The organism is Microbacterium sp. CBA3102, assembly GCF_007954505.1.
Taxonomy (GTDB): domain Bacteria; phylum Actinomycetota; class Actinomycetes; order Actinomycetales; family Microbacteriaceae; genus Microbacterium; species Microbacterium aurugineum.
Genome location: NZ_CP042412.1, coordinates 3114434 through 3140510 on the forward strand (window position 1 = coordinate 3114434; position 26077 = coordinate 3140510).

The window sequence follows — 26077 nt, forward strand, 5'->3', positions numbered from 1 at the left end:
GGTTTTTCGGAATCTTGTGATGGATCATCCACCGCTCTGCCGTAATCGTTGGCAGACTGGGTGGGTGATTGTCGTCGTATGCCCTGGTCAGGGCTCGCAGACCCCCGGTTTCCTCGCTCCTTGGCTCGAGCTCGACGGAGTGGCCGAACGCCTCGCCGCGTACTCGGACGCCGCGGAGGTCGATCTTCGCGAACACGGCACGGTGTCCGACGCCGACACGATCCGCGACACGCGTATCGCGCAGCCGCTGATCGTCGCGGCTTCGTTGATCGCCGGTGACGCACTGGTCCAGCGGGCGGGCCGACGCGCCGACGGCATCGCCGGACACTCCGTCGGTGAGATCGCCGCTCTCGTCGGCAGCAACGTCATCGACGCCGACACCGGGATGCGCCTCGTCGGCATCCGGGGCCGCGCGATGGCCGACGCCGCAGCGCAGGAGCAGACGGGCATGAGCGCTGTGCTCGGCGGCGATGAAGAAGCCCTCCTGGCGCGACTCGCCGAACTCCACCTCTCCCCCGCGAACTACAACGGCGGCGGCCAGATCGTGGTCGCCGGCGCGCTTCCGGCTCTCGCCGCTCTCGCCGAGGAACCGCTGAAGGGAACCCGCGTGGTTCCGCTGCAGGTCGCCGGCGCGTTCCATACCCGGTACATGGCCTCCGCGGTCTCCGTCCTCCGCGACGCGGTCGCCGACGTCACCCCCGCGAACCCCGACATCACGCTCTGGACCAACCGTGACGGTTCTGCCGTCACGGATGGCACCCAGGCGCTGAGCTTCCTGGTCGACCAGGTCTCGTCGCCGGTGCGCTGGGACCTCTGCATGACATCCTTCGCAGACGCCGGCGTCACCGGTGTCATCGAGCTCGCGCCCGCCGGTGCGCTGGTCGGCCTCGCCAAGCGCGGCCTCCGAGGCGTGCCGACGGTCGCCGTGAAGACCCCCGAAGACCTCGATGCAGCCGTCGCGCTGCTGAACGGAGAAGCCGCATGAGCCCCACCCTCGCCCAGGTGACCGGACCGGCATACACGCGTATCTACTCCTACGGCGCCGCCCGCGGCGAGAACGCCGTGCCGAACGAAGATCTGATCGGCCCGATCGACTCCAGCGACGAGTGGATCCGCCAGCGCACCGGCATCATCACCCGTGTCCGCGCCGACAAGAACACGGATGCGATCGACCTCGCCGCGGAGGCCGCATCCGAAGCCATCGAGAAGTCGGGCGTGGCGGCCGATCAGGTCGACCTGGTCATCGTCGCGACGATCAGCAACCCGAAGCAGACCCCTTCCGTCTCGGCCATCGTCGCCGACCGCGTGGGCGCGAACCCCGCCGCGGCGTACGACATCAATGCCGCCTGCGCCGGCTACGCCTACGCGATCGCCCAGGCCGATGCACTGATCAAGGCCGGCGCCGCGCGCTACGCCCTGGTGATCGGCACCGAGAAGCTGTCCGACGTCGTCGACCCGACCGATCGCAGCATCTCCTTCCTCCTCGGCGACGGTGCGGGCGCCGCGCTCCTCGGTCCGAGCGACACGCCGGGGATCGCACCCGCCGTCTGGGGCTCCGACGGCTCGAAGGCCGATGCCGTGGGCATGAACGCCACGCTCACGGACTTCCGCGACGGCGTCGCGCCCTGGCCGACACTCCGTCAGGAAGGGCCGACCGTCTTCCGCTGGGCGGTGTGGGAGATGGCCAAGGTCGCCCGAGAGGCACTCGACAAGGCGGGTGTGGAGCCCACCGACATCGCCGCGTTCATCCCGCACCAGGCCAACATGCGCATCATCGACGAGTTCGCCAAGCAGCTGAAGCTCCCCGAGTCGACGGTGATCGCCCGCGACATCGAGACCACGGGCAACACCTCGGCCGCGTCGATCCCGCTCGCGAGCCACCGGCTGATGGCCGAGCACCCCGAGCTCTCGGGCGGGCTCGCCCTGCAGATCGGGTTCGGAGCAGGACTGGTGTTCGCCGCGCAGGTCGTCGTCCTTCCCTGAGAATGCGCTGACCTTCTCTAGACTGTTCCACGGTTCCGAATACAACCCGTAAGAAAGAGGAAGACCACATGGCTTTCACCAACGATGAGGTCCTCGCGGGCCTCGCAGAGCTCATCACCGACGAGACCGGCATCAACGCCTCCGAGGTCGCCCTGGAGAAGTCGTTCACCGACGACCTCGACATCGACTCCATCTCGATGATGACGATCGTCGTCAACGCCGAAGAGAAGTTCGGTGTCACGATCCCCGACGACGAGGTCAAGAACCTCAAGACCGTCGGCGACGCCGTCAATTTCATCGTCGCGGGCCAGGAGTAATCCCGGCAGGATGCCACCCCCGCACCTCGCGGGGAGTGGCATCCTCCGCCTTGCCCTCTCACCCGTTCGACTTCGTTTCGACAAGGAACCACACCCCATGACCAAGCGCATCGTCGTCACCGGCATCGGCGCCACCTCCGCCATCGGCGGAACGGCCCCGGAGAACTGGACGAACCTGCTGGCCGGCATGTCCGGCACCCGCACGCTCGAACACGACTGGGTCCAGCAGTACGAGCTGCCCGTCACCTTCGCCGCCGAGGCGATCGTCCGCCCGGAAGAGGTTCTCCCCCGCCATGAGGCGAAGCGCCTCGACCCGTCCTCGCAGTTCGCCCTGATCGCAGCACGCGAGGCGTGGGCGGATGCAGGCACCCCCGAGGTCGCCCCCGAGCGCCTCGGTATCGACTTCGCCACCGGCATCGGCGGACTCTGGACTCTCCTCGACGCCTGGGACACGCTGCGCGAGAAGGGCCCCCGTCGGGTCATGCCGCTCACGGTCCCGATGCTCATGCCCAATGCGGCCGCCGGCAACCTCTCCCTGCAGTTCGAGGCCCGCGCCTACGCGCAGACCGTCGTCAGCGCGTGCGCCTCGAGCACCGAATCGATCATCCACGCGTACCACCATCTGCAGGACGGTCTCGCCGACGTCGTGATCGCCGGTGGTACCGAGTCCGCGATCCACCCGATCACGATGGCTTCCTTCGCTTCGGCGCAGGCGCTGTCGCGTCGGAACGACGACCCGGCCCACGCTTCCCGCCCCGGCGCGATCGACCGTGACGGCTTCGTCATGGGCGAGGGCGCCGCCGCGCTGATCCTCGAGACAGAAGAGCACGCCAAGGCTCGCGGCGCCAAGATCTACGGCTACGTTCTGGGCGGCGGAGTCACCGCCGACGCGTACCACATCACCGGCAACGACCCCGAGGGCAACGGCGCGGCCCGTGCCGTCACGCAGGCGCTCGAAGAGGCCGGCATCACCGCTGATCAGGTCACGCACATCAACGCGCACGCGACGTCCACCCCGGTCGGCGACCCCAACGAGTACGTCGCGCTCAAGAAGGTCTTCGGAGACCGGATCGATGAGATCCCCGTCTCCGCCACGAAGGCCTCCACGGGACACCTGCTCGGCGGCACCGGCGCACTGGAGGCCATCTTCTCGATCCTCGCGCTCCGTGACCGTGTCGCACCCCCGACGATCAACATGACCGAGCCGGACCCCGCCGTGCCGTTCCGCCTCTCGGGCGCACCCACGGCGCTCGGCGACGGTCCGCAGATCGCCATCAGCAACTCGTTCGGCTTCGGCGGACACAACGCGGTCCTCGTGGTCGCCAGCGCCGACTGACGCCACCGTGCAGCGAGAGGCCCTCCGGGATTCCGGAGGGCCTCTCTTCGCATATGCATGAGAATCCGACGGATGTCTGGCCTCCTCCTGGCGCTCGGTCATGCAGGCGTGCGCGGATCATGCACGTGTCGAGCGCACTTCGGCCCGGAAGACTCGGGACGGATCCGGGAAGAGCCCGGACGGATGTGGATGCCGCTCAGGCTGGGCGCAGTGTTCCGAGTCGCCGCGAACGAGCCTCACGCCATCGGGTGAGATACGGGAGGAAGACCCCGATCAACGGGCCGACCCCGAACGCGAAAAGCACCGTACCGACGCCCACAGGGCCTCCGAGGATGAAGCCGATCACCAGGACGCTGCCCTCGATCAGGGTGCGCACCACCCAGACGGCCCATCCGGTGCGCCGAACCAAACCGGTCATCAGCCCATCACGCGGACCGGGACCGAAGTCCGCGGCGATGTAGAGGCCGGTCGCGAAGGCCAACAGCACCAGCCCGAAGACGAACATCGGAGCCCCGATCCAGACGGACGGAGGCTGCGGGATCAGGAGCAGCGCGAGATCAGCGCTCGGCCCGACCAGGAGCGCGTTCAACACGGTTCCGAGGCCCACACGCTGACGTAGCGGGATCCACAGCAACAGGACGACGACCGAGACGATCACGGTCATGGCGCCGTAACCGACACCCGTCTGGCCGGCCAGTCCGAGCGCTAGGACGTCCCACGGCGCCACCCCGATGCCGCCGCGCACCATGAACCCGAGCGCGACGCCGTAGAGGAACAGGCCGAACACGAGCTGCAGGAGACGCTCGACGAGGTCCCTGCGGGAGGAGGCCTGGATGGGGAGCAGCACGGCACGGAGGAGCATGATTCCACTCTGGCTCCCGCATATAGCGCGATGCCGAGGCCACTGGCGACAAGTGGCCTGCCGATACGAGTCCAGTTTGCGCCATGCTGGACTCATGGGATCACGACTCGTCGAACAGCTCGGGGCGCACAACGTGGCCGGTGCCGCCGCGAGCGTGCTGGCCGATCGCATCCGCGCCTTGGTCCTCGACGGCCGGTTGACCGTCGGCGAACGCCTGCCCAGCGAACGCGCCCTCGCGCGGGAGCTGCGTCGGTCTCGCTCGACCATCACCCGCGCCTACGGCCTGCTGGAGGATGACGGCTACGTCACCCGGCTGCACGGGGGCAGCACGCGCGTCGCCCTCCCCCACGATCACGCAGCCCCCGGCCTCGACGCTGACGACACGGCCATCGACCTCTCCATCGCCTCCATGGACTCCACCCCCGGGCTGTACGACGCCACCGTGCGGTCGCTCCCGCGGCTGGCCGCACTGCGCGGCACGAGCGGGTACTCGCTGCAAGGACTGCCGGAACTCCGAGACGCGGTCGCGCAGCGGTTCCGTGAGCGCGGAGCCCCGACATCGGCGGAGGAGATCATCATCACCTCCGGGGCGCTCAACGCGGTCAACCTGATCCTCACGGCGATCGGCCGACGGGGCGAGAGAGCGCTCGTCGAGCAACCGACCTTCCCCCACGCGCTCGAGGCTCTGCACCGCCACGGGTACCGACTGGTCCCCACCCCGGTCGACGTGGAGGGGTGGGATACACGGCACCTCAACGAGACGCTGCTCAACGCGCGTCCTCACGTCGCCTATCTGATCCCCGACTTCCACAACCCGACCGGGGCCACCCTGCCGGACGAGGACCGCCAGCGGATCGTGACGACCTCGCGCAACGTGGGCACGCATCTGATCGTCGACGAGACGACCACGGAGTTGGACATCGACCGAGGGTGGTCGCCCACGCCGATGGCCGCCAGCGGACCCAACGTCATCACCGTCGGATCGATGTCCAAGATCGCCTGGGGAGGAATGCGGATCGGGTGGATCCGTGCCGAACGCTCCGTCGTCGCGCGGCTGCTCGCGGTACGGCCTTCCTTCGAACTCGGTACCGCACTGCTGGAGCAGTGCATCGCGATCGAGCTGCTCACGGAGATGCCCGCCCTCACCTCGCACGTGGGCCGACGTCTGCGCGCAGGTCGCGCTGCCGTCGAAGCCGTCGTCGCCGGGATCCCCGGCTGGCACATGCCTCGCACGCCGGGTGGGCTCTCAGCCTGGGTCGACATCGGCGGTCCGCTCTCCACCGCGCTGTCACTGGCCGCGCGTGAACGGCAGCTCATCCTGCCGCCGGGCCCTCGTTTCACCACCGGTGGCGTCCTGGAACGACGGTTGCGTCTGCCCATCGCCCTGCCGCCCGACCGCACCGCGGAGGCGATGACGCGGTTGGCCCTGGCCTGGGAAGACGTGCGCAAGGGCACCGCATCCCGTGCCGACGAACTCGAGCACGCCGCCGTGATCTGATCCGGACGACGAGGACCCCGCCTCGTCCCCGGGGCGGGGTCCTCATCGTGCGGGGTGGGGATACGTCTTCTCAGCGTCCGGGATGATTCACCGGCATCCGATACTCACGCCTCCCCGCTCCCGGTCTCTGGAGTCGGGACTACCCGACCTTGTGGAGCCAGACGACCCTGGCGTCGTCGCTGGCGTGCCTGAAGGGCTCGAGCTCCTCGTCCCACGCGGACCCGAGGGCGATGTCGAGTTCGCGCTGCAGTTCCACCGCGCTGCCCGCGGCGATCTCCATCGCGTAGCGGATCCGGTCTTCACCGATGACGATGTTCCCGGCCGCATCGGTCTGTGCGTAGTGGATGCCGAGGTCGGGAGTGTGCAACCAGCGTCCGCCGTCGCTGCGCGGTGTCGGGTCCTCGGTGACCTCGAAGCGGAGGTGCTCCCAACCGCGGATCGAGGTGGCGAGGGCAGCTCCGGTCCCGACCGGACCGTCCCAGTAGAACTCGGCGCGTCGCGCGCCGTTCAGCACGGGCTGCTCGGTCCAATCGAAGTTCACTGCACGCCCGATAGCGCGACCCACCGCCCATTCGAGGTGCGGGCAGAGCGCGCGAGGCGCAGAGTGGATGAACACCACTCCGCGTGCGTAAGCCGTCGCCATGATCTCTCCGTTTCATCAGGTGCGTCTTCCCCAACGACCTGAACCACGAAGTGGCGAGAATATGCGGTTGTGCGCCCATTCTCGCCGAGTTCGCCCGAAATCACAAGCATGTCATTCATAACGAAGGCCCCGGTCACCGGGACCGGGGCCTTCGGACCGCAGTCGGTCCGGAGTCTGACGAGATCAGGCCTCGCTCATGGCCTGCTTCACCTGCTGGCCCTTCGCGGCATAGTAGGCCGCGCGAGCGGCGTCCTTGCGAGCCTGCTCGGCGTACCCGAACTCGAGCGTCTCCTGGTCGACCTCGTAGTTGGGCACGTCGTCGGTGCCGTGGTACTTCTCGATGTAGGCGTCGAGCTCGGGGCCCGAGGTCCACGACGTGATGAGGCAGTAGCGCGGCTCGGTGCCGTTGTGCGTCGCCGCGTGCCACAGGCGCTGCGTGTCGACGATGAGCTGCGCGCCGGCCGGGAGCGCGATGCGGTACTCGATGCTCGGGTCCGTGCGGTTCTCGCGCAGGACGAAGTAGCTGTCCTTGTCATCGGTCAGGTTGAAGAACCCGCGCACGACCCAGCCGGTGCCGTCGGGGTTCAGACGGTTGTTGTCGTCCTGGTGGAGGTTGTAGAGGCAGTCGCCGTACGGGGTCGGCTGCAGCTCGATGACGCGGCAGCGTCCGACGTTGGCGCCCGGCTCCTGCGCACGACGCGTCAGGTTCGGGGCCTTCTCGGTCTGCGAGTCGATCCAGACGCCGTCCTTGTCGGTGCGCGGCGGCTTGTGGTTCCAGAAACCGTTGCACTCGATGTCACCGAAAGCGCTCGCGAGCGGAGCGAAGCGGGTGTCACCCGACGACTTCCAGTCGTTGTACTCGATGTCGAGCCACTCCTTGGGGTCGAGCTCCTGGTTGTAGCTGTCGAGGACGACGAATCCCTTGTCCTCGAGGGCAGCGGACTTGATGTAACCCATGATCGAGTCATGTTCCTTTCATCGGGGGCCAGCACGTTTTAACAGGCCCTGATAAGGCAAGCCTAACAGCGAAGCCTGCGCCCCCTTCGGAGGTCGGCCGTGCATAACCGAATAGACTGATCGGGGTGCCCGGCGAAGTCTCGGCACCCGTCGCTACGGGAGGACGAGACACCAGCATGAGCACCGCGACCAACGTCGAGGCGACAGCAGTCAACACGATCGAATGGCTCGCGGCGGACACGTCGACGATCGTGGTGCCGGTGTACCAGCGCCAGTACCGGTGGGACATCGGCGGCTGCGAACGGCTCCTCTCCGACATCCGTGCTGTCGCGCGCGAAGACGACGCACACCGCCACTTCCTCGGGTCGATCCTGTCCGCGCAGGACGGCGCATCGAGGGAGTCCGACCTCATCCTCATCGACGGACAGCAGCGCATCACGACGCTCATGCTTCTCGTGGCGGCCCTGCACCATGCCATCCGCGACACCGACCCCGTGCTGGCGTCGTCGCTCGAACGCGTCCTGGTCCGCTCCGATGACCCAGGACGCACGAAGCTGCGCCCCCACGACGCCTGGGCCGAGCTCTACGAATCCGTCGTGCTCGACCGCCGCGACGACGCGGATCGCGAGTCGCGCTTCGACGACAACTACGCGTTCTTCCGCAGCCAGATCCACGTGGATGAGGTCCCCCTGATCTGGCGCGGGCTGCAGCGGCTCGAGCACGTGTCGATCACTCTCGGCGCCCGAGCGAACGCGCAGCAGATCTTCGAGAGCCTGAACTCGACCGGCGAGCCTCTGCGCGATCACGAGCTCATCCACAACTACATCCTGATGGGCCTCAGCCACGCGGAGCAGGTCGACGTCGAAGCCCGCTTCTGGGTGCCGATCGAGCACCACACGGGAGAGGCGATCGGCGCGTTCTGGCGGCACTACCTCGTCCTCGTGACGGGGCGTGAGGTCGCAGCGAACGGCGAGCACGGCGTGTACAGCGCCTTCCGGCAGTCCTTCCCCCGCGTCGACGTCGCGCATCTCCAGGCCGACGCCGAGGAGTGGCGACACCATGCAGAGATCTACGGCGTCCTGCTCGACCCGACGCGCGAGCCGGATCCGGAGATCGCGCGGCAGCTGCGCCAGGTCACGACCTTCGGCCGCGCCTCCGCCCCGTTGGTGATGAGCGCCTACAGCGACCACCTCCGCGGTCTCATCGACCGCGCCGAACTCATCGAGACCCTGGAGTGGCTTCAGGCGCTGTATCTCCGTCGGGCACTGGTCAACCTGCCGTCCGAACGTCTCATCGCTCGCCTCTGCCGCGCGCGCCGCGACGGCCGTGACGCGCTCGCACGCGCGTTCGCCCGCATCACTCCGTCGGACGAGCGAGTGAGCGCAGTTCTGAAGTACAGCGAACTCCCCCACCCCGCCTACGTCCTGGGGCGTGTGGAAGGCGTCGACGACCTCGATGCGTACGACATCGAGCACATCGTGCCGACCGTTCCGGGAGACGCCTGGTCCGGCGACGGTGAGCGCCCGTGGAGCGAATACACCGAGGATGAGCAGAACAGCCACCGGGCGCTCGCGCCGACCCTCGGCAATCTGACTCTTCTCGAGCAGCCGTTGGCGGAACGGGTGTTCGGTGCTTCCTTCCCGATCAAGCGCGTCGAGGCCTACGCCCGAAGTTCCGTGCCTGCGACGCGCGAGCTCGCTGAGATCCCCTCCTGGGGCACGGCGGCCATCACCCAGCGCACCGTCGCCCTCACCGCCGAGCTGATCCGCATCTGGGCGCGCCCCGCCCTCCCGGAGATCGACGACGACGGACTCACACCGATCCTGGACGCCGTTCGGCGTCGCGGATGGCCCACCGGATGGGAGCGCGAGTTCGACTATGTCGAGTACCGCGGTGAGCGCTGGGAGGTCCCCGACGTCAAGTACCTGTTCAACCGGGTCTTCCGTCGCGCCTGGACCGACACGAGGGAGGCAGCCCTGGCTTATTGCGCGGCACACGGCGGACCGATCTACCGGGACATGGCGTGGAAGGGCCAGTGGGACCAGCTCGACGAGGGCCACTTCCTCTACATGGGCTGGGATTCCAATTACATGATGACCGCTGTGCAGGGCGTGCTCGAGGAGTCGGGCATCGCCTCAGAGGTCTTCGTCAAGTACTCCTACATCGGGAACGTGATGTGACCATGAGCACCACCGTCCGCCAGCTGCTCGACCTCACCGTCGAGGACCACACCCTCACCGTCCCCCTGGTCTGGGACGACGCCTCCGACCCCCGTACGATCGAGGTGTTCGCCCGTGTGGTCTCCCGCGCCGGCGGGGAGTCGCTCCCGTATCTGGTCTTCCTCCAGGGCGGTCCGGGCCACGAGGCGCCGCGTCCGTTCCACTCCTCGACCGCGCCCGCGTGGCTCGACGGCGCACTCGCGCACTATCGGGTGGTGCTCCTCGACCAGCGGGGTACCGGGCGCTCGACTCCGGTCGGAGATCACGACCTGGAGCGCGGTACGGACGCCGTGGCCGAGCACCTCACCCATCTGCGTGCGGACGCGATCGTGCGCGACTGCGAGGCCGTGCGCGAGCATCTGGGTGCCACCACCTGGAGCGTGCTCGGACAGTCGTTCGGCGGCTTCACCACCCTCGCGTATCTCTCCACCGACGCCTCTTCGCTCGACGACGTGTTCATCACCGGTGGCCTCAGCGCCGTCGGGCGCCACCCGGACGACGTGTATGCGCTCTGCTACGACAAGATGCGCGACGCCTCGGAGCGCTACTACCGCCGCTTCCCCGAGCATCGCGACGTGATGCGGCGCCTCGTCGAACGTGCGGATGCCGGAGACATCGTCCTGCCCGACGGAGAAGTCGTCTCACGCTCGCGGCTGCGGTCGCTGGGATCCGCTCTCGGCACCGACGACGGCTGGCAGACGGTGTGGTCGATTCTGGAACGCGACCCGTCCTCCAACGCCTTCCGGTACGACCTGATGCACGCGATGCCCTTCGACGGCCGCAACCCGCTCTACTTCGCCTTCCACGAGTCGAGCTACGCCGACGGACACGCCACGCGGTGGTCGGCTGAACGCACCGAGCCCTCCGACTTCCGCGACGACCCGACGCTGTTCACGGGCGAGCACATCCGTCGCGAGTGGACCGAGACTGTGCCCGCTTTCCAGCCGTGGCGCGATGTCACCCTCGCGCTCGCGGAGCACGAGTGGCCGAGCATCTACGATGCAGACGCGATCGCCTCATCCGGAGCGACGGGCGCCGCCGCGGTCTACGTCAACGACGTCTACGTCCCGATGGAGTTCTCCCTCGAGACGGCACGCCTGCTTCCCGACGTCACGCTGTGGGTGACGAGCGAACACGAGCACAACGGACTCCGCTCCGGGCCGGTACTGTCGCGCCTGATCGACCTGGCCCACGGGCGCCGTCTGCGCTGAGCGACTCCTCCCCCTCGGGGCGGATGCCCTCGTTCCCGCTGCCGTCTACCCTGGAGGGCATGGAAGAGGGTGTGGGCGTACTCGTCACGGTCGGCGTGCTGCTGCTCCTGCTTTCCGCCGTGATCGTCGCCATCGCGTTCGGCTTCTCGCGGATACCGATCGAGAAGAAGTACGAATCCGGCGGAGGGGGCCTCGGCGGCGCGTTCGATGCCGTCTGGTCGCCGTCTGCGCATGAGGCGGGTATCGAGCGCGACCGTCAGACGCAGCGGACCGCCCCGGCCCCATCCCCGGGCGATCCTCCGGACACGATCGACGACGGCCGGATCCGGCTCGACATCTGACGACCGGATCCGACGCACACGGCCGGGCACGACGAAGGCCCCACGCTCCGAGGAGCATGGGGCCTTCGTCGTGGCAGTCGTTACTTGGACGAGCCGCCGAAGCCCTTGAAGCGCTGGTTGAACTTCTCGACGCGACCGGCCGAGTCCATGATGCGCTGCTTGCCCGTGTAGAACGGGTGCGATGCCGAGGAGATCTCGACGTCGATCACCGGGTACTCCACGCCGTCCAGCTCGATGGTCTTGTCGCTGGTGACGGTCGAACGGGTGAGGAACGTCTCGCCCGAGCCGAGGTCGCGGAACACGACTGCCTGGTAGTCGGGGTGAATGTCAGTCTTCATGGGATTCCTTAGTTGCTGCCCTGGATTGTGCCAGGGACGAGGGAAGTCTGCGGTGCAGAGAGCACCAAGGGTCGATTCTATCAGACGCTGGTCACGCAGCTGCGCGGGCGGCGTAGCGGCCGTCTTCGCTGCTGAGCACGATGGGCATGCCGAACGCCTCGGTCAGGGTCTCGGCCGTGAGCGTCTCGCCGATGGGGCCCGCCGCGACGACGGAACCCTCACGGATCAGCATCACGTGCGTGAAGCCCACGGGGATCTCCTCCACATGGTGCGTGACCATGAGCATCGCCGGGGTGGTCGGGGACGACGCGTATCCGCTGAGCAGCGCCAGAAGCTCCTCCCGCGAACCGAGGTCGAGGGATGCCGTCGGCTCGTCGAGCAGCAGCAGCTCCGGGTCGGTCATCACCGCACGCGCGATCTGCACACGCTTCTGTTCTCCGTCGCTGAGAGTGCCGAAGGTGCGGTCGGCCAGGTGGTCGAGACGCCAGTCGCCGAGAACGCGGAGGGCCCGACGCTCGTCGATGTCCTCGTAGTTCTCGTTCCAGCGGCCGAGCACCGAGTACGCAGCGGTGAGCACGGTGTTGAGGACCGTCTCGTCACGAGGGACACGCTTGGCCATCGCCGACGACGCGAATCCGATGCGCGGACGCACCTCGAACACGTCGGTGCGTCCCAGGGTCTCCCCGAGCACGGTCACGGTTCCCGACGTCGGGTGCATGAGCGTGTCGGCGAGCTGCAGCAGCGTCGTCTTGCCCGCGCCGTTCGGGCCGAGGATCACCCATCGCTGATCGTCGTCGACCTCCCAGGTCACGTGATCGATGATGTTGCGCCCCTCACGGCGCACGACGACGTCGGTGAATTCCAGAGCACTCGGCATGGTCCCAGCCTATCGGCTCAGGGCGTCAGCTCCGCGTAGAGCGCGCGCGTCGTCTCCGCGATCGATGCCCAGCTGAAGTCGCTGCGTGCACGCTCCCTCCCGGCCTCGCCGTAGGCCCGCGCCCGCTCCGGATCCATGGCCACTTCGGTGAGCACGGCGGCGAGATCGGCGACGAAGCGGTCCGGGTCGACCGGCGTGCCGGTACCGTCCTGCACCTGATCGATCGGCACGAGCCGTCCCGTGCGCCCATCCGCGACCACCTCGGGGATACCCCCGGTCGCGGTGCCGACGACGGCAGCTCCACAGGCCATCGCTTCGAGATTCACGATGCCCAGAGGCTCGTACACCGAGGGGCACACGAACGTCGTGGCGGCGGTGAGAATCGCGGAGAGTTCATCACGCGGCAGCATCCGCTCGATCCAGATCACTCCGTCGCGACTCTGTTGGAGCATCCGCACCCCCTCCTGCACCTCCGCCATGATCTCTGGGGTGTCCGGGGCCCCGGCGCACAGCACGAGCTGGACCTCAGGCGGGAGCAGCTGCGCGGCCCGGAGCAGATACGGCAACCCCTTCTGCCGAGTGATGCGCCCGACGAAGACGACGGACGGTCGCGAGGGATCCATCCCGATCGATCGCAGGAACGCCTCGTCCTGCACCGGCCGCCAGCGTTCGACATCGATGCCGTTGTGGATCACGCGCACTTTCGCGGGATCCACCTGGGGGTAGCTGCGCAGGATGTCCTCCCGCATGCCGGCGCTCACGGCGATCACGGCGGCGGCGTTCTCGTAGGCGAGGCGTTCGACGCCGCTGGAGATGGCGTAGCCCCCTCCGAGCTGTTCGGCCTTCCACGGGCGCAGGGGCTCGAGGCTGTGGGCGGTGAGCACGTGCGGGATGCCGTGCAGCTGAGAGGCGAGATGACCGGCGAAGTTCGCGTACCAGGTATGGCTGTGCACCACGTCGGCGTCGGTGATCGCTGACACGATCTCGAGGTCCGTCCCCAGCGTCTGCAGCGCAGCGTTGGCATCAGCGAGCTCGACAGGCGTGCGATAGGCGAACGTACCCGCTTCTTCGCGCGGCTCGCCGAACGCACGCACCCGCACATCGACGTGCTCGCGGAGCGCAGCGACCAGTTCCGCGACGTGCACGCCGGCACCGCCGTAGACCGCGGGCGGGTACTCCTTCGTGATCATTTCGACTCGCATGTCTGAACGCTAGTACAGCAGCCGTGAACGCATCTATGGTGGAGCCATGTCCGCTCCAAAGAAGGTTTTCGGGATCATCCTCGCCGGCGGCGAGGGCAAGCGACTCATGCCTCTCACCGCGGATCGCGCGAAACCGGCGGTGCCGTTCGGCGGACAGTACAGACTCATCGATTTCGCGATCTCGAACCTCATCAATTCCGGTCTGCGACAGATCGTCGTGCTGACGCAGTACAAGTCCCACAGCCTCGATCGCCACATCTCTCAGACCTGGCGCATGTCGGCCCTCCTCGACTCCTACGTCACCTCGGTCCCCGCGCAGCAGCGCCTCGGCAAGCGCTGGTTCTCCGGCTCCGCCGACGCGATCCTGCAGAGCATGAACCTGATCAACGACGAGAAGCCCGACATCGTCGTGGTCATCGGCGCCGACCACGTGTACAGGATGGACTTCCGGCAGATGCTCGAGGCCCATGTCGCGTCCGGGGCGAAGGCGACTGTCGCGGGTATCCGCCAGCCGCTCGCCCTCGCCTCGCAGTTCGGCGTGATCGATGCGGACGCGGAGTCGGGAAGGATCAAGCAGTTCCTCGAGAAGCCGACCGACATCGCCGGTCTCGAGGACTCGCCGCACGAGGTGCTCGCCTCGATGGGCAACTACATCTTCGATGCCGATGCCCTCATCGCGGCCGTCGAGGCCGACGGTGAATCACCCACCTCGGGCCACGACATGGGCGGCGACATCGTCCCCTACTTCGTCGACCGGGGCGAGGCCGGGTACTACGACATGAAGCAGAACGAGGTTCCCGGGTCCTCCCCGCGTGACCGCTCGTACTGGCGCGATGTCGGAACCATCGACTCCTTCTTCGACGCGCACCGTGACCTGATCTCGACGCTGCCCGTGTTCAACCTCTACAACATGGAGTGGCCCATCCACTCGCAGGCGGTCAATTCGCCTCCGGCGAAGTTCGTGCGCGACTCCGTCGGGCGGATCGGCAACGCGATCGACTCGATCGTGTCGCTCGGTTCCGTGCTCTCGGGCACCCATCTCGAACGCAGCGTCGTCGGACCGTGGACGCTCGCCGGTGGCGGGTCGACCATCACCGACTCGGTCGTGTTCGACCACGTCCAGGTGGGTCAAGGAGCGCGCGTGCATCGTGCGATCCTCGACAAGAACGTGGTGCTGGCCGACGGCGCGACGGTGGGCGTGGATCGGGAGCGCGACCTCGCTCGTGGCTTCACGGTGACGGAATCAGGCATCACGGTGGTCGGCAAGGGCGTCTTCATCGAACGCTGAAGACGTCACGCGGCGCGTCGACCCACCGGGTGATGGATAGGCTCGACGAGTGACTGCTGCACGATTCCTCGTCGTCCTCGATGCCGATTCCACCCTCATCCGCAATGAGGTGATCGAACTGCTCGCCGACGAGGCCGGACGGCGCGACGAGGTGCAGGCTGCCACGGAGGCGGCGATGCGCGGCGAGGTCGACTTCGCGACGAGCTTGCGTTCCCGGGTCGCCGCGCTGAAGGGCGTTCCGGTGTCGGCATTCGAGCGTGTGCGCGCGCGGATCGAACCCACCCCGGGCGTGCGCGAACTCACCGCCGCCGTCCGCGCCCGCGGCGGTGTCGTCGGCGTCGTCTCCGGAGGCTTCCACGAGATCCTCGACGTGGTGGCGCCCGACCTGGGCGTGGACCGCTGGCGGGCGAACCGGCTCGAGGTGGTCGACGGCTCGCTGTCCGGTCACGTCGACGGAGACATCGTCGACGGGGCGGCGAAGGCGCGCTCCCTCCAGGAGTGGGCGGCCGATCTCGGGGTCGCGCCACACGCCACGATCGCGATCGGTGACGGTGCCAACGACCTGGCGATGATGGCCGTCGCCGGGCTCGGTTTGGCCTTCAACGCGAAGCCCGCGGTCCGTGAGGCGGCCAGCCTCGTGATCGGCCCGCAGGACCTTTCCGAGGTCATCGCGCTGCTTCCGTAGGAGAACTCCTGGCGATTGTCCGAACCCGCCACTAGCGTCGGCTCATGGACATCATCCTCATTCCCGGACTCTGGCTCGACGCATCCAGCTGGGACGACGTGATCCCGGCGCTGGAGGAGGCAGGTCATCGGGTGCACCCGCTCAGCATGCCCGGACTCGGCGAAGACGCATCCGTCTCCTCCGAGATCGGCATCGCCGAGTGGATCGCTGCCGCCGCCTCCGCCGTCGATGCCGTCGACGGGGACGTCGTGGTCGTCGGGCACAGCGGCGGCGGCAATGTCGCCTGGGGTGTCGCAGACGCTCGCCCCGACCGGGTGCGCCGCGTGATCTTCGTGGACACGGCGCCGCCCGCGGACGGACACGGGATCAGCGAGTTCGACGTCGTCGACGGGGTCGTGCCGTTCCCGGGATGGGATCACTTCCCCGATGAAGACGTCAACGACCTCGATGAGGCCACGCGCGCACGGACCGCACCGCTCACGCACAGCGTCCCTGCACGGGTGCCGACGGACGGCATCGCGCTCCGCGATCCGGCGCGCTACCGTGTGCCGGTGACCCTGCTGATGGGCGACCTCGATCAGTCCGCGTTCGAGAAGGTGATCGAGCAGTGGGGCCCGTTCGCCGACGAGTTCCACGCGATCGAGTCAGCCGAAGTCGTCCGCATCGGATCCGGCCACTGGCCGCAGTTCTCCGTGCCGGAGCGGCTGGGCGGGCTCCTCAACGCCGCGATCGCGCGGTGATGCTCTCGGAATGCGTCAGTGCCCCATCCCGAGACCGCCGTCGACGGGGATGACCGCACCGGAGATGTAGCCGGCATCGTCGCCGGCGAGCCACGTCACCACCCCGGCGACCTCGTCCGGCGTGGCGAAACGGGCAGCCGGGATGTTCGCCTTGTACTGCTTCTGCGTCTCCTCCGGGAGCTCCGCGGTCATGTCGGTCTCGATGAACCCGGGAGCGACGACGTTCGCCGTGATGCCGCGAGCACCGAGCTCGCGCGTGATCGAGCGGGCGAAGCCGACCAGTGCGCTCTTGGACGCGGAGTAGTTGACCTGCCCCGCGGAGCCGTACAGACCCACGACGCTGGAGATCAGGATGATCCGGCCGAAGCGAGCCCGAAGCATCCCCTTCGAGGCGCGCTTGACCACGCGGAACGTCCCGCCCAGGTTGGTGGCCACGACGCTGTCGAAGTCGTCATCGCTCATGCGCAGCAACAACGTGTCCTTCGTGATCCCCGCGTTCGCGACGACGATCTCGATCGGACCGAGCTGCTGCTCCACCTCGGTGAACGCGGCGTCGATCGCTGCGGCGTCGGTCACGTCCGCACGGACCGTGAGGGTGCCTTCAGGGCCCTCGCCGCTGCGCGCGGTGACGGCGACGCGGTATCCCTCGCGCACGAAGCGCTCTGCGATCGCGCGGCCGATGCCGCGATTGCCGCCGGTGACGAGGACGACGCGCTCAGCGCTCATGGGGACACTCCTGATCTGGGCAGGTGGCGCGGGGTTCCGGGCCGTCATCGATCCTACCGATGTTGCCGACGCCGGCCGCGGCACCGCGTTGACAGACACTCTGCATGCTGGGAATCTGAAATCGACGAAAGGCTTCCTCGTGAGCGACAACCGCACCCCCTCTCCCGGAGACGAGACGCCGGACAGCCCGCCGCCACCGCCCGCTCCGCCCGCACCGTCCGCGCCGCCGCCGCAGCCGGGGTACGCCCCGCCCGCGCAGCCGGGATACGGCGTCGCTCCGTCGCAACCCGGATGGGGAGCGGCACCCGTCCAGCCCGGTTACAGCCCTCCTTCGGCGCCCGGGTACCCCGTCGTCGTGTCGCGCCCCACCAGCCCGCTGGCGGTCACCTCGTTGGTCTGCGGCCTCGCCGGCATCGTGCTCTTCTGGGCGGTCATCCCGCTCCTGGCATCCGTCGCGGCGGTCATCACCGGTCACATGGCTCTCGGACAGACCAAGCGCAATCCGGGAATCGGTGGCCGGGGAATGGCGATCGCCGGACTGATCCTCGGCTATGCGGTGGTGGGCGTGGGCGTGTTCATCCTGGTCAGCACGATCATCAGCTTCCTGTTCCTCGGGGCTTTCAGCCTGCCGTTCATCTTCGCCGGCTGAGTCCCCGAAGGGCATCCGAGGGGTCTGCATCGGCGTAGGCTGGATGCATCGTGAAGAACGCGCGTCAAGTCCCGGCCGTCACCTCACTGCCGCAGTCTCCGCGGGATGAGGCAGACCATCGTGTGCGCCGCTATGCCTTGACGATGACGATCCGCATCGTGTGCTTCGGGCTCATGGTGCTGGTCCAGCCGTACGGGTGGTACACCTGGGTCTTCGGCATCTCCGCCGCTGTCCTGCCCTACATCGCCGTGGTGTTCGCGAACGCCGGGAGCGACAGCACCGAGACCACCGCGGAATCCCCCCTGCGGGAGATCGATGCCCCGCGGCCCACGCCGCTCGACTCCGAACCATCGGCTCCGCAGATCTTCACGATCCACGAAGGCCCCAAAGAACCATGAACGACTTCGAGTGCTCGCGTGCCGGTTGCCGGAGCGCGGCGACCCGCCAGGTGGTGTGGCGCAATCCCCGTATCCATGCCGCCGATCGCGAGAAGATCTGGTTGGCGTGCGATGCACATGTCGATTTCCTCCGCGACTACCTGGCGGCGCGCGACTTCCCGGTGACCGTTCGTGATGGGGTTCCCGCATGAGCCGGCGCCTGACCCGCTGGAGCGTGTACGTGCTCATCGCGATCGGCTTCGCGATCGCTTGCGTCTTCCTCTCGAACTGGCAGTTCGAGAGGAACGAGACGCGCGCCGCGCAGATCGAGCTCGTCGAGCAGAACTACGACGCGGCTCCCGTCCCGCTGTCCGCGGTGATAGGCGAGGACGGTGCGCTCGATCCCGACGACGAGTGGCGGCCCGTCACGCTGCAGGGTGAGTATCTGGCCGATCAGGAGCTGCTGGTGCGCAACCGTCCGCACGGCGGGACGAGCGCCTTCGAGGTCTTGGTCCCGTTCCGTGACGCCGATGGGCGCATCTTCATCGTGGACCGCGGCTGGGTACCTCCGGGCGAGGGCGCCGAGCCGGACTCGGTGCCGTCGCCACCGGAGGGAGAGGTCGAGGTGACCGTGCGTCTGCGCCCGGGCGAGCAGCTTCCCGCCTCGGGACGTGGCGCGCCCGAGGGGCAGGTGCCCACGATCAACCTGCCCTCGATCGCCGAGCAGGTCGACGGCGAGGTGATCACGGGGGCCTATGGTCGGGTGATCAGCGAAGATCCCGCAGGATCCGGGTCTCTGGGAGGCTTCGACTCCCCCACCGATGACCCCGGCCCGCACCTGTCGTACGCGATCCAGTGGATCCTGTTCGCCCTCATGGGATTCATCTTCATCGGGTACATCATCCGCACGGAGATCGTGAAACACCGGGAAGAGGTCGAAGGTGTTCCTGCGCCCGTGAAGAGTCCGCGTCGCCGTGATCACGACGCCGATGTCGAGGATGAGCTGCTCGACGTGCGGTGACGCCGGGACGGACGCTCAGTCCACCCAGGGCATCGGCCGCTCCGGCAGACGCGCGCTGTCATCCGGAAAGCGAGGCAACTCCTCGCCGGCGGCGCGGAGACAGAGCCAGCGCAGCTCCCCCGGGCTGTCCGGCCGTGCTCGCCAGGTGCGGGCGACGCCCTGACCGACGCGGATCACGGTTCCGGGTCCGACCTCGACGACGTCGTCGTCGAGACCCATCTGACCGCGCCCACCGAGGAACACGTACACCTCTTCGATCTTCCTGTGCACGTGCCAGTACCCGGCCTCCTCACCCGGTTCGAGCGCGTTCGCCGTCATCCCGATGTACTGCATGGTCAGCTCGTGATCCACGACCCTTCGGCCGTCGCGCGCCCGGGCGGCGTCAAAACCTCCGTGGTGGGCACGCCACTCGTCGAGCGCCCCGATCTCGACCACCTGATAGTCACTCATGCCTGCTCCTCGATGCTCCAACCGGCGTCGGTACGGTCATAGACGATTCGTGTGTGGTGCCGGTCGGGCGCACCCTGCCAGAACTCGACACGGGTCGCGAGGAGCCTCCAGAGGACCCACTCCCCGGGCGCCACAGCGGCACGGGCCTGGGCCGAACGCGCCGCGAGGTCGGCTGCGCTCTCCTCGACGGATGCCTCTTGAATCCGTCCGCGGACACGCACGGCACGCAGGACGGGCTGCCACCAGAAGTTCAGCGCGGCCACCGGGTGCGCGTCGAGCTGGGCGGCCTTGCGCGAGGAGCGGGAACCCGCGAAGGCCCATCCGCGCTCATCCACGTCTTTGAGGATCAGCGTCCGGGCGTCGGGTATGCCGTCGAGGTCGAGCGTCGCCAGGGTCATCGCGTGCGGCTCCGGCACTCCCGTCGCGGCCGCCGTCGTGATCCACTCCCGGAAGAGCGGTACCGGGTCATCGGGACGTTCGACGGCTTCACCCGGAGGTACTGCTCCCGTGAGCGAGGGCTGCACGCGCAACCACGCACTCATCTCGGAAGGACGGGATCGCGGCTCAGTCGACATGCTCCCGACTATGCCATGAGTCGCCGAGTGGATCCGTCATCGACCTGCACAGCAGGGCGAGCGCGGTCAGGCGAGCTCGATGAGGTCCTGATACTCCTGGCTCCAGATGTCCTCGACGCCGTCGGGCAGGATCAGCACGCGCTCGGGGTTGAGCGACTGCACGGCGCCGGGGTCGTGCGAGACGAGGACCACCGCGCCCTCGTAGTGCGCGAGCGCTCCGAGGATCTCCTCACGTGAGGCGGGGTCGAGGTTGTTGGTCGGCTCATCGAGCAGCAGCAGGTTGGCGGACGACACGACGAGCGTCGCGAGGGACAGGCGGGTCTTCTCCCCACCGGAGAGCACCCCCGCCGGCTTGAGCACATCGTCCCCGGTGAACAGGAAGGAGCCGAGCACCTTGCGCGCTTCGGTCTCGGTGATGTGGGGCGCAGCAGACACCATGTTCTCGAGCACCGAACGGCTGACGTCGAGATTCTCGTGCTCCTGCGCGTAGTACCCGACCTTCAGTCCGTGACCGGGCTCGAGCTGGCCGGTATCGGGCTGATCGACGCCTGCGAGCATCCGCAGCAGCGTGGTCTTTCCGGCACCGTTGAGGCCGAGCACGACGACCTTGGACCCGCGGTCGATCGCGAGGTCGACATCGGTGAAGATCTCGAGCGAACCGTAGGACTTCGAGAGGCCGCTCGCCATCATCGGGGTCTTGCCGCACGGTGCCGGCTTCGGGAAGCGCAGCTTGGCGACCCGGTCCTCCTGACGGACCTCGTCGAGACCGGCGAGCAGCTTCTCGGCGCGGGCGATCATCTGGTGGGCGGCCGCGGCCTTCGAGGCCTTCGCGCCGAAACGGGCGGCCTGCAGCTGCAGCGTCGTCGCCTTCTTCTCGGCGTTCGCGCGCTCCTTCTTGCGACGCTCCTCATCCGCCACCCGCTGACGCAGGTAGTTCTTCCAGTTCATGTTGTAGGTGTCGATGATCTGGCGGTTCGCGTCGAGGTAGAACACCCGGTTCACGGTCTCGCCGACCAGTTCGACATCGTGGCTGATCACGATCAGACCACCCTTGTAGCCCTTGAGGAACTCTCGCAGCCACACGACGCTGTCCGCGTCGAGGTGGTTGGTCGGTTCGTCGAGGATCATCGTCTGCGCGTCCGAGAAGAGAATGCGCGCGAGCTCGATGCGACGACGCTGCCCACCGGAAAGCGTCGACAGCGGCTGGTCGAGGATGCGGTCGGGAAGGGAGAGGTTGTTGGCGATCGAAGCCGCCTCCGCCTCCGCCGCATAGCCACCCTGACCCTCGAACTGCTCGGTCAGACGCGCGTAGCGCTTCATCGCCTTGTCGGCCACGGCCGGATCATCCGATCCCATCGCGAGTGCCGCCTCGGTCATCCCGAGGTTCAGCTGGCCGAGACCACGAGCGTCGAGGATGCGGGTGCGCGCGAGGTCTTCAGGGTTGCCCGAACGGGGGTCCTGCGGCAGGTAGCCGAGCTCGCCCGAGCGGGTCACACTGCCGCCGGACGGCAGGACGTCACCGGCGAGCACTTTGGTGAGCGTCGTCTTCCCGGCCCCGTTGCGGCCGACGAGTCCGATCTTGTCTCCGTCGGCGACACGGAACGAGACGTTCTCCATCAGCAGGCGCGCGCCAACGCGGATCTCGAGGTCGTGCACGGCAAGCACAGCAGACGTCCGTTCTTTCGGGGAGGGTGGTCGGCCGATCGGCCAGCCTCCCAGTATATGCGTCGTAGCCGGGGGCCTCGCTCAGCAAGATCAATCCGGAGAGTGACGCAGGCGATACCGCGGAGGGATGCCCACCGCCGCACCCGCCGCATAACGTGCTCGAGTGGACATCCTCAACGAGCTCATCATGCAGGCCATCGCCTCCCCCTGGCTGTACGTGGTCCTCTTCGCGGTCACGGTCATCGATGGCTTCTTCCCGCCCGTGCCCAGTGAGACCGTGCTCGTCGCCGCGGCGGCCGTCACCGCGTCGACGGGCGAGGGGAATCTCCTGCTCCTCGGTGTGGTCGCGGCGGTCGGTGCCGCGATCGGCGACAACCTCGCTTTCCTGATCGGGCGGGCGATCGGCACCACACGCTTCGCCTGGATGCGGCGCCCCCGGGTCGCCGCCACCTTCGCCTACGCCCAGCATGCACTCGACCGACGCAGCGCCACTCTGATCCTCGGCGCCCGCTACATCCCGGTGGGGCGCGTCGCCGTCAACATGTCCGCCGGCGCTCTCGGCTTCCCCTGGCGGCGGTTCCTCCCGTTGAGCCTGATCGCCGGCACCAGCTGGAGTGTGTTCAGCCTCGCGATCGGCCTGCTCGCCGGTGCCTGGATCAAGGATCAGCCGCTGCTCAGCGGCGGCCTCGGGATCGTCATCGCCCTCGTCGTCGGGCTCGTGATCGACCGGATCGCCGCAGCCCGTCGCCGCCGCGCCCCGGCCGCGCAACTGGCAGGATGACAGTCATGGCACGCCGACGCGAGCGCACACCTTTGCGCCAACGCATCAGCCGCCGCACCGCCGCCCTCGTGGCCTTGGGTGCGGCGGCCGCGGCGCTGTACGCCGTCCTGGTGTCGCTGCAGACCGTGTTGTACGGAACACCGCTGCCCCTGTCGTTCATCCTCGGTGCCGCTCTGTGCGCTTCGCCGCTGCTCGCACTCTCCCGCCCGGCATTGGCCATCGGCCTCTTCACGGCGGCCGCCCTCACCCTGCCCCTCACGGTCGTCACCGAGACCGCAGTCGAGTCCCCGTGGCCGTGGTCCGTCCCCGCACTCCTGACGTTCGTGCTCTTCGTCGGCGTCGTCACCTTCGTCCACGGCGGACGACTCGGCGCGTTCGCCCTGCTCCTCGGTGCGATCGCGTCGCTTCTCGCGCCGGTCATCCGCCCCGACCTGGTGGCGCGGCCGGAGTCCTCGGCGAGTGCCACAGCCGACCTCATCGTCACGACGGCGGTCGCCGCCGCGATGTTCCTCATCGCGGCTCTGGTCGCCGGTCGCGTCCGGGTCGCCGCCGAGCTGACGCGCGAGAAGGAGCACAGCGCGCTCGAGGAAGCCAGGCGCGCCCTCGTCGAGGAGCGCACCCGGATCGCCCGCGAGCTGCATGACGTCGTCGCGCACAGCATGTCGGTGATCCAGGTCCAGGCGTCGACCGCGCGGTACCGCATCCCCGAGTTGGGCGACGTGGCGACGGCCGAGTTCGACGACATCGCCGCGACCGCGCGCAGCTCGCTCACCGAGATGCGACGGATGCTCGGTGTCCTCCGAACCGAGGATCAGGGTGCCGAGCTGGCCCCCCAGCAGGGCATCGACGACATCCCTGCCCTGGTCGACAGCATCCGGCGCGCCGGTGTCGAGGTCGGCCTCGTGCTCGAAGGCGGAGACACGACGAACGCCGAACCCGCCGTGCAGATCGCCGCGTTCCGTATCGTCCAGGAAGCACTGAGCAATGCGGTCCGCCACGCGCCCGGCGCAAGGATCGCGGTGCGGTTGCACGCGGACGCTCGCGCCGTCCACATCCGTGTGCACAACGCCGCGCCGCCGCACCGTCCTGATGGTCACGGAGGCGGCTACGGCCTGCGTGGCATGCGGGAACGCGCCGAGATCCTCGGCGGGAGCCTCTCCGCCGGCCCCGCGGAGGACGGCGGGTGGGATGTCGACGCCGTCCTTCCCGTCGCCCCCGGTAGCACCGCCTCTTCCCTCGACAAGGAGAATCCGTGACGATCAGCGTGCTCATCGCCGACGACCAGGCCATGGTCCGCGCCGGATTCGCCGCGCTCCTCGATGCCCACGAGGGGATCCGGGTGGCCGGACAGGCATCGACCGGGGACGAGGCCGTCACCCTCGCAGCACGTCTCGATCCCGACGTGATCCTGATGGACGTGCGCATGCCCGAGCTCGACGGGATCGAGGCGACCCGACGCATCCTCGGCCCGTCGTACCCGGCCGCGCATGTCCCCCGGATCCTCATGCTCACCACCTTCGACATCGACGACTACGTATACGACGCGCTCGAGGCCGGGGCGAGCGGATTCCTGCTCAAGGACGCGTTGCCCGAAGAGCTCGTCCACGCCGTGCGGGTCGTCGCCGGCGGAGACGCCCTCCTCGCACCGAGCGTGACGCGGCGGATGATCGAGCAGTTCGCCGGCCGCCGCCCCCGCGCGCCACGCTCCGCGACCGCGCTCGCAGAACTCACCGATCGTGAACGCGAGGTGCTCGTCCTGATCGGCAGGGGCCGCTCGAACACCGAGATCGCCGCCGACCTCTTCATCGCCGAGCAGACGGTGAAGACACACGTCGGCAAGGTGCTCGCGAAGCTGAACCTGCGCGATCGCGTGCACGCCGTGATCCTGGCGTACGACACCGGTCTGGTCGAGCCGTCGTCCTGACTCACCCCCTCGTAGGGGGTCGCAACGGCACCCGGGGGTGATGCCGCTGCGGTCACCGCATCCATAGTCTCCTGGGACACCGCTCCCGAGGAGGACTCATGGCCATCGTCCAGACGCCGCACGCCGCCGTTTCCGCGCGTCCCCGGCGCCCAGCCCGCGACACCGGGATCGACTTCGTCCGGGCGCTCTGCGTGCTGGGCGTGGTGCTCCTGCATTCGATCATGGTGGGGGTCACGGTCGCCGACCAGGGCCCTGTCTTCACCAATGCCAGCGACGGCACCGCGTGGATCGCGCCGCTCAGCTGGTTGCTCCAGGTGATGCCTCTCTTCTTCGTGATCGGCGGCTTCTCCGGACTCCTCGCCTACCGGCGGACTCGGGAGCGCGGAGGCACGGCGATCGGATTCATCGCGGGTCGACTGCACCGCCTGCTGCGGCCCGCCGTCTTCACGATCGCGGCCGTCGGGGTGGGTCTGGCACTGCTCACGGTCGCCGGGGTCCCTGCCGACCTCATCGCGACCGCGGGATTCCGCTACGGCCAACCCCTGTGGTTCCTCGGCGTGTTCCTGCTCTGCCAGACCCTGCTCCCGCTGCTCGCCTCGGCGCACGAGCGGGCTCCGCATCGTACGATCACCGTGCTGGCCGCGGCGGCGATCGCCGTCGATGTGCTGCGCGCCGTGACCGGACTGGAAGGGCTCGGCTTCCTGAACCTCGCCTTCGTCTGGATGGCCCTGCAGCAACTCGGCTTTTTCCTCGCCGACGGACGCATCGACGCGCTCCGCAGGCGCACACGGGCGGCAGCCGGATTCGGTGCGTTGCTGGTGCTCGTCGCCACGTTCGCGTCCGGCCTCTACTCCTCCGACCTGATCGCGAACATCAATCCGCCGACCGGAGCGCTCCTCCTCGTGGGTGTTGCGCACACGAGCCTGCTGTCCTTGCACCGCGAGCGGCTCGAACGTTTCAGCCGGCGACCCCGCGTCGCAGCCTTCACCGGATTCGTGACCGTCCGCACCATGACGATCTACCTCTGGCACATGCCCGTGCTGCTCGTGATGGCGGGCGTCACCGCGGTCTCTGCGATGGCCGTCGGGGACACCCTTCCCGCACTCGACAGCGCGGGCTGGTGGGCCGGCCGTCCGCTCTGGCTCGTCACCGCCCTGGCACTCACCGCACTCGCCGCCGTCGCGTTCACTCGATTCGAGGCACAGCCCGCGCCGCAGGCGACGGCTTCGCGACCGCGGCTGGTGGTCGGTGTCCTGAGCGGTCTGATCGGCATCGTGCTGCTCCTGGTGCTCGGCACCTCGGTGGCCACCGCGCTGATCGCCGTCGCACTGCTCCTGAGCGCTCTCCGCCTCTGCTCCCGGGAGAAGACCTCGCCGTCACCGGCAACGGGTGTCCTCGTCCCAGCCTAGAGG

The 26077-nt window shown here is 68.3% G+C and carries 29 protein-coding genes; 19 read left to right on the forward strand and 10 right to left on the reverse strand.

Annotated features, from left to right (window positions below):
• Positions 1-64: 64 nt before the first annotated feature.
• The 4 genes from FGL91_RS14940 (at position 65) to FGL91_RS14955 (ending at position 3636) form a co-directional block, all read left to right on the forward strand.
• Positions 65-985: an ACP S-malonyltransferase gene (locus tag FGL91_RS14940; RefSeq protein ID WP_131491153.1), complete on the forward strand. Its 921-nt coding sequence runs from the start codon at positions 65-67 to the stop codon at positions 983-985.
• Complete coding sequence (locus FGL91_RS14945; protein WP_153244204.1) at positions 982-1983, forward strand: beta-ketoacyl-ACP synthase III; 1002 nt, start codon at positions 982-984, stop codon at positions 1981-1983. Before FGL91_RS14940 ends, FGL91_RS14945 begins: the two co-directional genes overlap by 4 nt.
• 68 nt (positions 1984-2051) lie before the next feature.
• On the forward strand, positions 2052-2300 hold the full coding sequence (locus FGL91_RS14950) for an acyl carrier protein (protein ID WP_017202249.1): 249 nt from the start codon (positions 2052-2054) through the stop codon (positions 2298-2300).
• A gap of 97 nt (positions 2301-2397) precedes the next feature.
• Positions 2398-3636 carry a beta-ketoacyl-[acyl-carrier-protein] synthase family protein gene (locus tag FGL91_RS14955; protein WP_131491155.1) on the forward strand — a complete coding sequence of 413 codons (1239 nt, stop codon included), beginning with the start codon at positions 2398-2400 and terminating at the stop codon, positions 3634-3636.
• A 196-nt stretch (positions 3637-3832) separates the two neighbouring features.
• Here FGL91_RS14955 and FGL91_RS14960 read toward each other — a convergent pair whose 3' ends face one another.
• Positions 3833-4498 carry a YczE/YyaS/YitT family protein gene (locus FGL91_RS14960; protein ID WP_052193280.1) on the reverse strand — a complete coding sequence of 222 codons (666 nt, stop codon included), beginning with the start codon at positions 4496-4498 and terminating at the stop codon, positions 3833-3835.
• A gap of 94 nt (positions 4499-4592) precedes the next feature.
• On the opposite strand from FGL91_RS14960, the gene FGL91_RS14965 reads away from it, so the two are divergent.
• A complete protein-coding gene (locus tag FGL91_RS14965) occupies positions 4593-5996 on the forward strand; it encodes a PLP-dependent aminotransferase family protein (RefSeq protein ID WP_153244205.1) in 1404 nt (467 codons plus the stop codon).
• A 139-nt stretch (positions 5997-6135) separates the two neighbouring features.
• Here FGL91_RS14965 and FGL91_RS14970 read toward each other — a convergent pair whose 3' ends face one another.
• A complete protein-coding gene (locus tag FGL91_RS14970; protein ID WP_028501717.1) occupies positions 6136-6639 on the reverse strand; it encodes a DUF3145 domain-containing protein in 504 nt (167 codons plus the stop codon).
• A 183-nt stretch (positions 6640-6822) separates the two neighbouring features.
• Positions 6823-7596 carry a hypothetical protein gene (locus FGL91_RS14975; RefSeq protein ID WP_047520053.1) on the reverse strand — a complete coding sequence of 258 codons (774 nt, stop codon included), beginning with the start codon at positions 7594-7596 and terminating at the stop codon, positions 6823-6825.
• 176 nt (positions 7597-7772) lie between these two features.
• On the opposite strand from FGL91_RS14975, the gene FGL91_RS14980 reads away from it, so the two are divergent.
• The 3 genes from FGL91_RS14980 to FGL91_RS14990 are packed head-to-tail and all read left to right on the forward strand — an operon-like array spanning position 7773 to position 11367.
• Positions 7773-9776, forward strand: coding sequence for a DUF262 domain-containing protein (locus FGL91_RS14980; protein ID WP_153244206.1), 2004 nt, complete (start codon positions 7773-7775; stop codon positions 9774-9776).
• 2 nt (positions 9777-9778) lie between these two features.
• Complete coding sequence (locus tag FGL91_RS14985) at positions 9779-11026, forward strand: alpha/beta fold hydrolase (protein WP_194239239.1); 1248 nt, start codon at positions 9779-9781, stop codon at positions 11024-11026.
• Positions 11027-11085: 59 nt separating this feature from the next.
• A complete protein-coding gene (locus tag FGL91_RS14990; RefSeq protein ID WP_047520047.1) occupies positions 11086-11367 on the forward strand; it encodes a hypothetical protein in 282 nt (93 codons plus the stop codon).
• Positions 11368-11447: 80 nt separating this feature from the next.
• Here the strand turns inward: FGL91_RS14990 and FGL91_RS14995 are convergent, their stop codons facing one another.
• The 3 genes from FGL91_RS14995 to glgA form a co-directional block, all read right to left on the reverse strand.
• Positions 11448-11705, reverse strand: a complete 258-nt coding sequence (locus FGL91_RS14995; protein ID WP_047520045.1) for a type B 50S ribosomal protein L31 — start codon at positions 11703-11705, stop codon at positions 11448-11450.
• A 91-nt stretch (positions 11706-11796) separates the two neighbouring features.
• Positions 11797-12582: an ABC transporter ATP-binding protein gene (locus FGL91_RS15000; protein WP_047520043.1), complete on the reverse strand. Its 786-nt coding sequence runs from the start codon at positions 12580-12582 to the stop codon at positions 11797-11799.
• Between the two features lie 17 nt (positions 12583-12599).
• Positions 12600-13784: a glycogen synthase gene (gene glgA / locus FGL91_RS15005; protein WP_153244208.1), complete on the reverse strand. Its 1185-nt coding sequence runs from the start codon at positions 13782-13784 to the stop codon at positions 12600-12602.
• 46 nt (positions 13785-13830) lie between these two features.
• Here glgA and FGL91_RS15010 point away from each other — a divergent pair, with 46 nt between their 5' ends.
• The 3 genes from FGL91_RS15010 to FGL91_RS15020 are packed head-to-tail and all read left to right on the forward strand — an operon-like array spanning position 13831 to position 16497.
• Positions 13831-15072 carry a glucose-1-phosphate adenylyltransferase gene (locus FGL91_RS15010; RefSeq protein ID WP_131491161.1) on the forward strand — a complete coding sequence of 414 codons (1242 nt, stop codon included), beginning with the start codon at positions 13831-13833 and terminating at the stop codon, positions 15070-15072.
• A 49-nt stretch (positions 15073-15121) separates the two neighbouring features.
• Positions 15122-15757 carry a phosphoserine phosphatase SerB gene (gene serB / locus FGL91_RS15015; protein ID WP_131491162.1) on the forward strand — a complete coding sequence of 212 codons (636 nt, stop codon included), beginning with the start codon at positions 15122-15124 and terminating at the stop codon, positions 15755-15757.
• A gap of 44 nt (positions 15758-15801) precedes the next feature.
• Positions 15802-16497, forward strand: coding sequence for an alpha/beta fold hydrolase (locus FGL91_RS15020; protein ID WP_047520035.1), 696 nt, complete (start codon positions 15802-15804; stop codon positions 16495-16497).
• Positions 16498-16512: 15 nt separating this feature from the next.
• Here the strand turns inward: FGL91_RS15020 and FGL91_RS15025 are convergent, their stop codons facing one another.
• Positions 16513-17223, reverse strand: coding sequence for a beta-ketoacyl-ACP reductase (locus FGL91_RS15025; protein WP_153244209.1), 711 nt, complete (start codon positions 17221-17223; stop codon positions 16513-16515).
• 139 nt (positions 17224-17362) lie between these two features.
• Between FGL91_RS15025 and FGL91_RS15030 the strand changes: the two genes are divergently transcribed.
• The 4 genes from FGL91_RS15030 to FGL91_RS15045 are packed head-to-tail and all read left to right on the forward strand — an operon-like array spanning position 17363 to position 19270.
• Positions 17363-17872, forward strand: a complete 510-nt coding sequence (locus FGL91_RS15030; RefSeq protein ID WP_227991638.1) for a DUF4190 domain-containing protein — start codon at positions 17363-17365, stop codon at positions 17870-17872.
• Between the two features lie 50 nt (positions 17873-17922).
• Positions 17923-18270, forward strand: a complete 348-nt coding sequence (locus FGL91_RS15035) for a DUF3099 domain-containing protein (RefSeq protein ID WP_047520031.1) — start codon at positions 17923-17925, stop codon at positions 18268-18270.
• Positions 18267-18461 (forward strand): hypothetical protein, encoded by a 195-nt coding sequence (locus FGL91_RS15040; protein ID WP_047520029.1) that lies wholly within the window; start codon positions 18267-18269, stop codon positions 18459-18461. Before FGL91_RS15035 ends, FGL91_RS15040 begins: the two co-directional genes overlap by 4 nt.
• A complete protein-coding gene (locus FGL91_RS15045; protein ID WP_131491164.1) occupies positions 18458-19270 on the forward strand; it encodes an SURF1 family protein in 813 nt (270 codons plus the stop codon). The genes FGL91_RS15040 and FGL91_RS15045 overlap by 4 nt, the downstream gene beginning before the upstream one ends.
• A 15-nt stretch (positions 19271-19285) precedes the next feature.
• Here FGL91_RS15045 and FGL91_RS15050 read toward each other — a convergent pair whose 3' ends face one another.
• The 3 genes from FGL91_RS15050 to FGL91_RS15060 form a co-directional block, all read right to left on the reverse strand.
• Positions 19286-19720 (reverse strand): cupin domain-containing protein, encoded by a 435-nt coding sequence (locus tag FGL91_RS15050; protein WP_131491165.1) that lies wholly within the window; start codon positions 19718-19720, stop codon positions 19286-19288.
• Positions 19717-20295, reverse strand: a complete 579-nt coding sequence (locus FGL91_RS15055) for a pyridoxine/pyridoxamine 5'-phosphate oxidase (RefSeq protein ID WP_131491166.1) — start codon at positions 20293-20295, stop codon at positions 19717-19719. The genes FGL91_RS15050 and FGL91_RS15055 overlap by 4 nt, the downstream gene beginning before the upstream one ends.
• A 66-nt stretch (positions 20296-20361) precedes the next feature.
• Positions 20362-21960, reverse strand: coding sequence for an ABC-F family ATP-binding cassette domain-containing protein (locus tag FGL91_RS15060; protein WP_047520019.1), 1599 nt, complete (start codon positions 21958-21960; stop codon positions 20362-20364).
• 163 nt (positions 21961-22123) lie between these two features.
• Here FGL91_RS15060 and FGL91_RS15065 point away from each other — a divergent pair, with 163 nt between their 5' ends.
• The 4 genes from FGL91_RS15065 (at position 22124) to FGL91_RS15080 (ending at position 26074) form a co-directional block, all read left to right on the forward strand.
• The gene (locus FGL91_RS15065; protein ID WP_153244211.1) at positions 22124-22741 is read left to right on the forward strand and encodes a DedA family protein; all 618 of its coding nucleotides are present in this window, start codon (positions 22124-22126) and stop codon (positions 22739-22741) included.
• Between the two features lie 5 nt (positions 22742-22746).
• Entirely contained in the window at positions 22747-23997 is a 1251-nt protein-coding gene (locus FGL91_RS15070; protein WP_153244212.1) for a sensor histidine kinase, read from the forward strand.
• Positions 23994-24665, forward strand: a complete 672-nt coding sequence (locus tag FGL91_RS15075) for a response regulator (RefSeq protein WP_131491169.1) — start codon at positions 23994-23996, stop codon at positions 24663-24665. Before FGL91_RS15070 ends, FGL91_RS15075 begins: the two co-directional genes overlap by 4 nt.
• A gap of 98 nt (positions 24666-24763) precedes the next feature.
• Complete coding sequence (locus FGL91_RS15080) at positions 24764-26074, forward strand: acyltransferase family protein (protein ID WP_153244213.1); 1311 nt, start codon at positions 24764-24766, stop codon at positions 26072-26074.
• Positions 26075-26077 lie beyond the last annotated feature (3 nt).